Raw genomic sequence first — 10876 nt, 5'->3', positions numbered from 1 at the left:
TGACGGATGAATTTACAGAGAAAAATAATTAATATACATACTAATTTTAATACAGTAACGAAAATGAAAGTTTTAAAGTTTGGAGGAACTTCCGTAGGCTCTGCACAGCGGATGAAGGAAGTAGCCAAATTGATTACCGATGGTGAAAAAAAGATTGTTGTTCTTTCGGCTATGTCGGGTACAACAAACACATTGGTGGAGATTTCCGACTATCTGTACAAGAAGAATCCGGAAGGTGCCAACGAGATTATCAATAAGCTGGAATCTAAATATAAACAGCACGTTGATGAACTTTATGCTACCCCGGAATATAAACAGAAAGCGCTGGAAGTTGTCAAATCTCATTTCGACTACATTCGTTCGTACACGAAGGATCTCTTCACATTGTTCGAAGAGAAAGTAGTACTGGCACAAGGCGAGCTGATTTCTACTGCCATGGTAAACTTCTATCTACAGGAGTGTGGCGTGAAGTCTGTACTGCTTCCGGCTTTAGAATTCATGCGTACTGACAAAAACGCAGAGCCCGATCCTATCTATATCAAGGAGAAATTGCTGGCACAACTGGAGCTCTATCCGGATGCAGAGATTTATATTACGCAGGGGTTCATTTGTCGTAATGCTTATGGGGAAATTGATAACCTGCAACGTGGTGGTAGCGACTATACTGCTTCTTTGATTGGTGCGGCTATCAATGCTTCTGAAATACAGATTTGGACAGATATCGATGGGATGCATAACAATGATCCGCGTATTGTAGACAAGACTTCTCCGGTGCGTCAGTTGCATTTTGAAGAGGCTGCTGAGTTGGCTTACTTTGGTGCCAAGATTCTTCATCCTACTTGTATTCAGCCAGCTAAGTATGCTAATATTCCGGTACGTTTGCTTAACACAATGGCTCCTGAGGCTCCGGGTACATTGATCTCTAATGATACGGAGAAAGGAAAGATTAAGGCTGTAGCTGCTAAAGAAAACATTACTGCTATTAAGATTAAATCCAGTCGTATGTTGCTGGCTCACGGATTCTTGCGTAAAGTATTCGAGATTTTTGAAAGTTATCAGACCTCTATCGATATGATCTGTACTTCAGAGGTGGGTGTGTCTGTTACCGTAGATAATACCAAGCATCTGAATGAAATACTGGACGACTTGAAGAAATATGGTACGGTAACGGTTGACAGAGATATGTGCATCATTTGCGTGGTAGGAGACCTTGAATGGGAAAATGTAGGTTTTGAAGCCAAAGCGCTTGATGCGATGCGTAATATTCCGGTACGTATGATCTCTTTCGGTGGTAGTAATTACAACATCTCCTTCCTTATCCGTGAGTGTGATAAGAAGGTAGCATTACAATCGCTGAGCGATATGTTGTTCAACGGAAAATAATAATCACATATCTACTATAGAAGGCACAGAGGACACAGAGGATTAAAAGAAATTCAAACTCTGTGCCCTCTGTCCTCTCTGTAGTAGACCTAAATAAAGTATCTTTTATGAAAGGAATATTCCCTATTGATAAATTTCGTGAGTTGCGTACCCCTTTTTATTATTATGATACAAAAGTGCTGCGTGACACACTGACTGCTATCAATAAAGAAGTAACCCGTTACGAACATTTTGACGTGCATTATGCTGTGAAAGCAAATGCAAACCCGAAGGTACTCACCGTCATCCGTGAGAGTGGATTGGGTGCCGATTGTGTAAGTGGCGGCGAAATACGTGCAGCTATTAAAGCTGGTTTCCCAGCACAGAAGATTGTATTTGCCGGTGTGGGGAAAGCCGATTGGGAGATCGAACTTGGATTGGATTATGACATTTTCTGTTTTAACGTAGAATCTATTCCTGAACTGGAAATTATTAACGAACTGGCTGCTGCCAAAGGAAAAGTGGCAAACGTTGCTTTTCGTATCAACCCCAATGTAGGTGCACATACCCATGCAAATATCACTACCGGACTTGCTGAGAATAAGTTTGGCATCAGTATGGAAGATATGGATAAAGTGATAGATGTGGCTTTGGAGATGAAGCATATCAACTTTATCGGTCTGCACTTTCATATTGGTTCGCAGATACTTGATATGGGTGATTTTATTGCTCTTTGTAACCGGGTTAACGAACTGCAGAATAAACTTGAGGCACGCCAGATTTTTGTAAAGCATATTAATGTGGGTGGTGGACTTGGTATTGATTACGATCATCCCAATCGCCAGCCAATCCCTGATTTCAAGGCTTATTTTGCTACCTATGCAGGCCAGTTGAAGTTGCGTCCGCATCAGACATTGCATTTTGAACTGGGACGTGCAGTAGTGGGGCAGTGTGGTACGCTTATTTCTAAGGTGTTGTATGTGAAGCAAGGCACCAATAAGAAATTTGCTATTCTCGATGCCGGAATGACGGACTTGATTCGTCCGGCACTTTATCAGGCACATCACAAGATGGAGAATCTTACTTCTGATGAGGCGATGCAGACTTATGATGTAGTAGGTCCTATTTGTGAATCGTCTGATGTTTTCGGTAAAGCGATCGATTTGAATAAAGTGAAACGTGGTGACCTGATTGCTCTCCGTTCTGCGGGTGCATATGGCGAAATTATGGCTTCATCCTATAATTGTCGTGAACTGCCGAAAGGTTATACATCGGATGAATTAGTCTAAAAAATTAAATTTGTTTAGAACAAATAAGAAGCATCAATTGTTTTTATATAAAATGAATTTTGATTTTACAGATAGTGATTTATCGATGTTTATATTTCTTGTGAAATCAAAGTAAGGAGTTTAATTCACTAATATATAATTATTATGATGACAGAGAAATTACAGAAAGTTCTGAATGAGCAAGTTACAGCAGAAATGTGGTCTGCTAACCTTTATTTATCTATGTCTTTCCACCTTGAAAGAGAGGGGTATACCGGTTTTGCTTCCTGGTTGAAAAAGCAATCACAGGAAGAGATGGAGCATGCTTATGCTATTGCCGGTTATATCATAAAACGTGGTGGTATAGCAAAAGTAGACAAAATCGATGTGGTGCCTACCGGATGGGGTACACCATTGGAAGTTTTTGAGCATGTATATGAACATGAATGCCACGTTTCTAAAATGATTGACGACCTGGTAGCCATTGCTTCTTCCGAAAAAGACAATGCCACACAAGATTTCCTTTGGGGCTTTGTTCGTGAGCAGGTAGAAGAAGAAGCTACTGCTATGGAGATTGTAGATAAAATCAAACGCGCAGGTGAGGCAGGTGTCTTTTTTATTGATGCTCAGTTGGGTAAGCGCTGATCGAACTATTCTTTTCACATAAAAAGGTCCCGGACAATTCGTTCGGGACCTTTTTTATGTAAGAAAAATGTTTGTTTGTTATCCGATATTTTCTTTGTATAGGAATAATAAGATTTTTTTAATGTAAGCCCCCATATTTTTACAAAATTTATCTATCTTTGCTCCAATTATCATAAAGAAGATAAAAGATCGTTTATCTTTTTTATAAAGTGGAAAGCATGAACAAAATAATATTTCTAATTTGCTGTTTATTTTGCTATACAGTGAGTTATGCTCAGGTTACCACCTCTTCTGTGAGTGGTCTTGTATCAGATGAAAATAAAGAACCGCTACCTGGTGCTGTTGTTATGGCTATTCATGAGCCTTCGGGAACTCAATATGGAACTATCACTAATCTTCAGGGGAATTATCAATTGCAGGGAATGCGTATCGGTGGGCCTTATCGGATTGAAATATCTTATGTTGGTCATCGCAGAGCTGTATTTACTGATATCTATTTGAGGTTGGCTGAGAATTACTCATGTAATGCTTTGCTGAGTTCATCGACAGAATTGGATGAGGTGGTGGTCGTAGGAACGTCTTCAAAGTTTGCCGGAGAGAAAACAGGTGCTTCCACACATATAACTATTGAGGATATCAATCGGTTGCCAACCATTAACCGTAGTTTGAGTGATATTACAAAACTATCACCTTATGCCAGTGGTAGTGGCTTTGGAGGACGGGATCAGAGAATGAATAATTATAGTATTGATGGAGCAAACTTTAATAACACTATGGGACTGGATGGAGCTGTCTTACCGGGCGGTGGTAATCCGATTTCCATAGATGCATTGGATGAAATCCAGGTGAGTATTGCTCCTTATGATGTGCGGCAGACTAATTTTATCGGAGCATCTGTCAATGCTGTGACCAAGAGTGGTACGAATCAGTTTCGTGGTTCTGGGTATATGTATGTTAAGAACGAGAATCTCCGTGGGAATGAGGTGAATGGAGAAGATTTGGGTGAACGTGCTGAAGAGCGACGCAATATCTATGGCTTTACTCTGGGAGGGCCAATTGTGAAGAACCGGCTTTTCTTTTTTGTCAATGGAGAGTATGAGAATGAACCGAAGCCAATGCATAAATGGAAACTTTCTGCTGATGGAACCGAAGATGTTGAGCATTTGATATCGCGTGTTACCGACGCGGACATGCGTCGCTTTTCCAATGACTTGAAAACAATGTACGGTTATGATACAGGTTCATGGACCGACTTTAGCGGAGGGACAAATACTTACCGTGCAATGGCACGTATGGACTGGAATATTTCAGAACGCCATAAACTGATGGTACGTTATAACTATACTTCCCAGCAGAAAGATAACAATGTAGTGGGCGCAGCTTTAAATATAAATGGGGCTCCGGTGGGCCGTTACTCTATGACCTTCCGAAATTCTACTTGGAAGCAGTCGAATAATGTGAACTCTTTGACAGCCGAATTGAATAGCCGGTTGGGGATGATGATGAATAATAAACTATTGGTAAGCTATACTTTTAATGACGGCAACAAACGTAAATGTAACGGAGACTTCCCGACAGTAGATATTATGAAGCCTGACGAAGGAGGGATAAACCGTGCTTTTATGAATGCCGGTTACGATCAGCATGCATGGAGAAATGGTATTACAGAAAAAGTATGGGCTGTTACCGATCATTTTTCTACGCAGCTAGGGGCGCATAATTTAGGTGCTGGACTTAGCTTTGAGTCACAAAATGTATCCAACTGCTACATGCGCTATGGAGCAGGATATTACCGGTATGCCAGCTATGATGACTTTATTAACCGGATGGCTCCGATTGCTTTTGCAATGACCTATTCACTGACAGGAGAAGATCGTGCATTATCGGCTGTACATTACAATCAGTTTTCAGTATATGCACAGGATGATTATAATGTATCTTCCCGTCTGAAACTTGTGTATGGTGTCCGTATGGATGTTCCTTTCTATGTAAATAAGCGATATGAGAATCCTTCTATTACCGGATATGATTTTAACGGAAAGACATTGAGTACCGGTAGCTGGCCTAAAGCCACTCCGCTCATTTCTCCGAGAGTGGGTATTAATTATGATTTGTTGGGTGATAGCCGGCTCAAACTGCGTGGAGGTACAGGGCTTTTTACCGGTCGGTTTCCTTTAATTTTCCTTTCAAAGATGCAGGAAGGAAGTGGCATACTGCAGACAACGGTTTCGACAACCACTGTGGGAGACCCTTTGCTTACTGCTCTGGCCGGAAGTATTCGTATGCCCCAACAAGTGTTACAGGAAATAGCTCCTCAATTTCCTGACCGTTTCCCGACGGACCCCAGAGCTGTAAACAATATTATTACAATCGACCGTAATTTCAAGATGCCTCAGGTATGGAAAACATCACTGGCCTTGGACTATCAGTTGTTATTACCCTTTAAGGCAGATATGACTTTGGAAGGAACTTTCATCAAGGATATCAATGCCATTTTACAGCAGAATGTTAATGTGATAGCTTTGGATGACCCAAAGATGTCTACTTTTTCAGGTCCTGACAAACGTTATCGTTATCCGGGAAATGATGAAAAATACATTCATCCGGAAATTACGGATGCTATGTTGATGACGAATACGCATAAAGGATATAGTTACAACCTGAGTGCTACATTGCATATGATGCCGGTAAAAGGGCTGAATCTGATGGCATCTTACACCTACACTTGTTCACGTACACTTTCCAATAATCAGAGTAATCAGATAGATGGGGCTTGGAAACAGGAAGCTTCTGTACAGGGAGCCAACTACCTGGCTTTACATAATGCTTCCTATCTGTATTCTCCTCATCGGTTGATAGCAGAAGCATCGTATGCTATACGGTATGCACATAATTATGCAACGTCTGTTTCTATTTTCTATACCGGACAACGTGAAGGTTCTTATTCTTATCTGTACGATAATGATATGAATAATGACGGTTATATATTTGATTTGATGTATATTCCGTCCAATTCAACAGAACTGAACTTTCAGGACCAGAAAGTAGGGGATCGCACATTTACAGCCGAAGAACAACGGGATGCCTTTTGGACTTTTGTAAATCAGGACCCTTATCTTAAAAAACATAAAGGAGAATATGCTGAAACAAACGGAGCATTTTTGCCTTGGGTTAATCGTATCGACTTACGTCTCACGCAGGACTTCCGGGTAAAAGCCGGGAAGACAATGAATACTTTACAGTTTAGTGTAGACATCATGAATATTGGTAATTTGTTGAATAGTTCCTGGGGAGTGTCAAAGAGTGTCAGAACTAATAAATTGTTGAACTTTAGGGGAGTAAATTCTGCAAATGAGCCGGTTTATACTATGGTGACACAGTCGAATGACGGAATCGTTACATTACCTTCGGAAACGTTTATGTCCAATCGTTTATCCGGTAATTGCTGGCAGCTTCAGTTTGGTATACGTTATATCTTTAATTAGTAAAAAATACATGTATAAGAAATTTCTTAAACTTACATATTTGCTTTTTTTGCTGTTATCTGTTACTGGGTGTTCAGAGAAAGATACACATCGTATACTGGTTGTTCATGCCTATGAATTTAGCTATGCTGCCTATCCTGATTTTAATCGTTTGATAGAGGAAGATTTTCATAAATTAGCCATTGATTCGGATATAAGGATACTCTACCTGGATTGCGAGAGCTATCAGGAGCAGCCTGAACTGGAGAGAATGAGAAGATTACTTAGTTCATTAAAGGATTGGAAACCGGAAGTAATCTTGGTGAATGAGGATCAGGCTACCTACTCATTATTGAAGTGTGGACATCCTTTGGTAAAGGAGGTTCCGATAGTGTTTGCCGGTGTTAATTATCCGAACTGGGAGTTGATAAAACAATATCCTAATGTGACAGGATTTTATGATAAGATAGATTACAGGACGAATTTTCATGTTGCGAAAGAATTGTTTGGAGAAAATGTACGTCCTTTTGCAATATTAGACAAAACTTTTCTTGACAGGGCTATACGGGATGATATGAAAGAGCAGCTGAAAGACGAAAAGGTAACGGGTATAGTCCATCCCGAATATAATAATGCAAAAAGAGATTCATTAGTTAAGAAAGAAGGCTATACACCTTTCAATGCAATGGCTGCGAGAGGTAGTAATTCTTATGGAGGTGCGCTTATATGGAGTCTTAGCAAATATGTCCCTAATGGATGTTATGTGCAGTTGAAGCGTGATTTTACGACGGTAAATATGGGAAATGTTTCAGCCAGTCCCGGGATGACGGTGATTAATGAGGCATTTGGATATGGTGAGAGATTACTGGGAGGATATATCACTCCGATAACTGTACAAGCAAATGAGGAAGTAAAGGTTGCTGTTCGTATTCTTAAAGGAGCTTCCCCGGCAGATATACCTGTATGTGAGAGTAAGAAAGAGTTTTTGATAGACTGGCAGGTACTGAAGCAGTTGCAGTGGGATAAGGAAAGGATTCCGGAGAAGTATCACTTTATCAATATGCCTTTCAAAGAACAGTATAAAGGAATCTGGACTGCATTGATGGTACTTGTTTTCATTTTGCTGTTTAGTATATTCAGCTTGTTGATGTTTCTTTATCTGCGTGAACAGAAACGAAAGAAAATGGCTCTTTATGCTTTAGCAGACGAGAAAGAAACGCTGGCACTGTCTATTGAGGGAGGGAATACATATGCCTGGAAATTACAGGATGAATGTATTGTACTTGAAAATGCTTTTTGGAAATCTATAAACGGACTACCCCGAAAGTTAACAATCGATGAATTGGAGAGTTATGTTCATCCGGAACAGCGTAATAAGTTTGAGTTGAACCGGGAGAGTTTGCCATTGGCAAAAAAGAAGATTGTACAGTTAAAGTGTGATTTTGACGGGCAGGGCTACCAATGGTGGGAGTTTCGTTATACAACTTCTTATTCGGTTTCCGGGCAGACTAAAACCGCTGGTTTACTATTAAATATTCAAACCATTAAAGACCGTGAACAAGAGCTGGAGGATGCGCGTCGTCTGGCTGAAAAGGCAGAGCTTAAACAGTCGTTTCTGGCAAATATGAGCCATGAGATACGTACACCTCTCAACGCGATTGTTGGCTTTTCAAATATTCTGGCTATGGATGATGATTTGGAAGAATCAGATAAAATGGAATATATAGATACTATTAACCGGAATAGCGAGTTGCTGCTAAAGCTTATTAATGATATTCTCGAACTGTCGCGTATTGAGTCGGGGAATATGACTTTTCAGGAGAGCAAATGCCAGGTATCTGAGTTGGTTAATAGGGTTTACACTACCCATAAGGTATTGATTCCTGCTCAATTGGAGTTTATAGAAGAGATGGATGATATTCCGATGGAAATAGAAGTGGACCAGGATCGTCTGACGCAAGTGCTGACTAACTTTCTGAACAATGCGTCTAAATTCACAAAAGAAGGATATATTAAGCTGGGGTATCGCTATGTACCCGAAGAAAATCAGGTACGTATCTATGTGGAGGATACCGGTATTGGTATCCCTGTGGAAGAGCAACGTATTATTTTCAGTCGGTTCTATAAACAGGATGAATTTGCACAGGGGACGGGGCTTGGATTATCCATTTGCCAGTTGATTGTTGAGAAGTCCGGTGGGAGCATTGAACTTTGGTCCGAACCGTCTAAGGGAAGCCGGTTTACAGTGGTACTTCCCTGTCACGTTGTATCTTAAATTGTGATTTCTAAGACCGCTGTCGGTTCATACTTTGGTCAATTTATCTTTTTTTCCATTGTGCTCAGGTAGATCTCCAGTGAACGGGTAGATATTTGTATTTCCCGGAAAGAAACTCCCAATGAAGCTATCAGCAAGAGTAGTGCCAGTCCGAACACGTAGGCAGATAGTAATTGCAGTCCGATATAGATAAGAAACATGCTGACAACACAAAAGAACAGACTTGCAATGCCCAGCCCTTGCATGGTACGGGTCAGGTTGAGACGTTTGCGCAGATTCTCAATTTGTGCAACGGTGATGTCGGTAGGATTTTCCATATAACGATCACGCAATTGGCGTACCAGTTGGGCATACGACAGAAAACGATTCGTGTATGCTAACAGGATAAGTGAAACTGCCGAAAAGAGTAGGGCAGGCGTTGTGAGTGTAAGTTCTTCCATAATGTTTTTTTTAGTGGTATGTGGTTGAGAGTAGATGAGAGAGTAGTAAGTAGTCAAGTAGTAAGTAGACGATAGTGATTGAGTATCTGAATCACAGAAACCGGGCTATCGTCTACTTACTACTTGACTACTTACTACTTGACTACTTACTACTTGACTACTCTTAATTACTTATTTAAAGATCATTTCAGCACGCCAAGTTCTTTGCCTACTTTAATGAAGGCATTGATACACTTGTCCAGGTGCTCTTTGTCATGTCCGGCAGAAATTTGTACGCGAATGCGTGCCTGTTCTTTCGGAACTACCGGATAGTAGAACCCTGTCACATAAATACCTTCTTCGAGCATGCGGGCTGCGTAATCTTGAGAAAGTTTGGCATCATACAACATAACTGCACAGATTGCGCTCTGTGTCGGTTTTATGTCAAATCCGGCAGCCATCATTTTGTCACGGAAGTAGTTGACGTTCTCTACCAGTTTATCGTGTAACGCATTACTTTCTTTCAGCATTTTGAATACTTCAAGACTTGCACCGATAATGCCCGGAGCCAATGAGTTAGAGAACAGATAGGGGCGACTGCGTTGGCGCAATAGGTCGATAATCTCTTTACGTCCTGTGGTGAATCCTCCCAGTGCACCGCCAAAAGCTTTGCCCAATGTACCGGTATAAATGTCCACACGTCCGTAGGTCTTGTAGAGTTCGCTCACACCATGACCTGTTGCACCTACCACACCGGCCGAGTGAGATTCATCTACCATTACCAGTGCGTCGTATTTCTCGGCGAGATCACAAATTTTATCCATAGGGGCCACATTGCCATCCATTGAGAATACACCGTCTGTCACTATAATGCGGAACCGTTGTGCCTGAGCTTCCTGAAGACACTTTTCCAGTTCCTCCATATCAGCATTGGCATAGCGATAACGTTTAGCTTTACAGAGGCGTACACCGTCTATAATAGAAGCATGATTCAGTGAATCCGAAATAATAGCGTCTTCTTCTGTGAATAATGGCTCGAAAACACCGCCGTTGGCATCAAAACAAGCGGCATATAAAATTGTATCTTCTGTCCGGAAATAGTCAGAGATTGCAGCTTCCAGTTCTTTGTGAATATCCTGGGTCCCACAGATAAAACGGACGGATGACATACCATATCCGCGACGGTCCATCATCTTCTTTGCTCCCTCTATCAAACGGGGATTATTGGAGAGTCCCAGATAGTTATTAGCACAAAAGTTCAGTACTTCTTTTCCTTTTACAGTGATCGCTGCTTGTTGTGCACTTTCAATGAGTCGTTCTTCTTTATAGAGTCCGGCTTCTTTAATTTCAGCAAGTGTATTGCTGAGGTGTTCTTTCATTTTACCGTACATAGCGTTTGGAGTTTTAGTTTCTATGCAAAGGACATTATTTTTCTCCAAATTA

General features: G+C 40.9%; 7 protein-coding genes. 5 read left to right on the top strand and 2 right to left on the bottom strand.

What is annotated here, in order from left to right; translation table 11 throughout:
- The first annotated feature begins 63 nt into the window (after positions 1 to 63).
- From QX565_RS16400 to QX565_RS16380, 5 genes are all read left to right on the top strand, one after another.
- Entirely contained in the window at positions 64 to 1383 is a 1320-nt protein-coding gene (locus QX565_RS16400) for an aspartate kinase (RefSeq protein WP_221649368.1), read from the top strand.
- A gap of 107 nt (positions 1384 to 1490) precedes the next feature.
- Positions 1491 to 2651, top strand: a complete 1161-nt coding sequence (gene lysA / locus QX565_RS16395) for a diaminopimelate decarboxylase (protein WP_289293537.1) — start codon at positions 1491 to 1493, stop codon at positions 2649 to 2651.
- 144 nt (positions 2652 to 2795) lie between these two features.
- On the top strand, positions 2796 to 3275 hold the full coding sequence (locus tag QX565_RS16390) for a ferritin (protein ID WP_221649366.1): 480 nt from the start codon (positions 2796 to 2798) through the stop codon (positions 3273 to 3275).
- 218 nt (positions 3276 to 3493) lie between these two features.
- Positions 3494 to 6760, top strand: coding sequence for a TonB-dependent receptor (locus QX565_RS16385; protein ID WP_289293535.1), 3267 nt, complete (start codon positions 3494 to 3496; stop codon positions 6758 to 6760).
- Between the two features lie 10 nt (positions 6761 to 6770).
- Positions 6771 to 9014: a sensor histidine kinase gene (locus QX565_RS16380; RefSeq protein ID WP_289293534.1), complete on the top strand. Its 2244-nt coding sequence runs from the start codon at positions 6771 to 6773 to the stop codon at positions 9012 to 9014.
- A gap of 38 nt (positions 9015 to 9052) precedes the next feature.
- Here the strand turns inward: QX565_RS16380 and QX565_RS16375 are convergent, their stop codons facing one another.
- Both QX565_RS16375 and kbl read right to left on the bottom strand, forming a co-directional pair.
- Positions 9053 to 9454: a DUF2721 domain-containing protein gene (locus QX565_RS16375; protein ID WP_002561509.1), complete on the bottom strand. Its 402-nt coding sequence runs from the start codon at positions 9452 to 9454 to the stop codon at positions 9053 to 9055.
- Between the two features lie 182 nt (positions 9455 to 9636).
- Positions 9637 to 10824 (bottom strand): glycine C-acetyltransferase, encoded by a 1188-nt coding sequence (gene kbl / locus QX565_RS16370; RefSeq protein WP_221649363.1) that lies wholly within the window; start codon positions 10822 to 10824, stop codon positions 9637 to 9639.
- Positions 10825 to 10876: the final 52 nt, after the last annotated feature.

The sequence above is a fragment of the Bacteroides sp. 41_26 genome (assembly GCF_949740115.1).
GTDB classification, from domain to species: Bacteria; Bacteroidota; Bacteroidia; order Bacteroidales; family Bacteroidaceae; genus Bacteroides; species Bacteroides nordii.
Note: the sequence above shows the minus strand (reverse complement) of the source record. Positions and strands in the feature narration are given on the sequence as shown.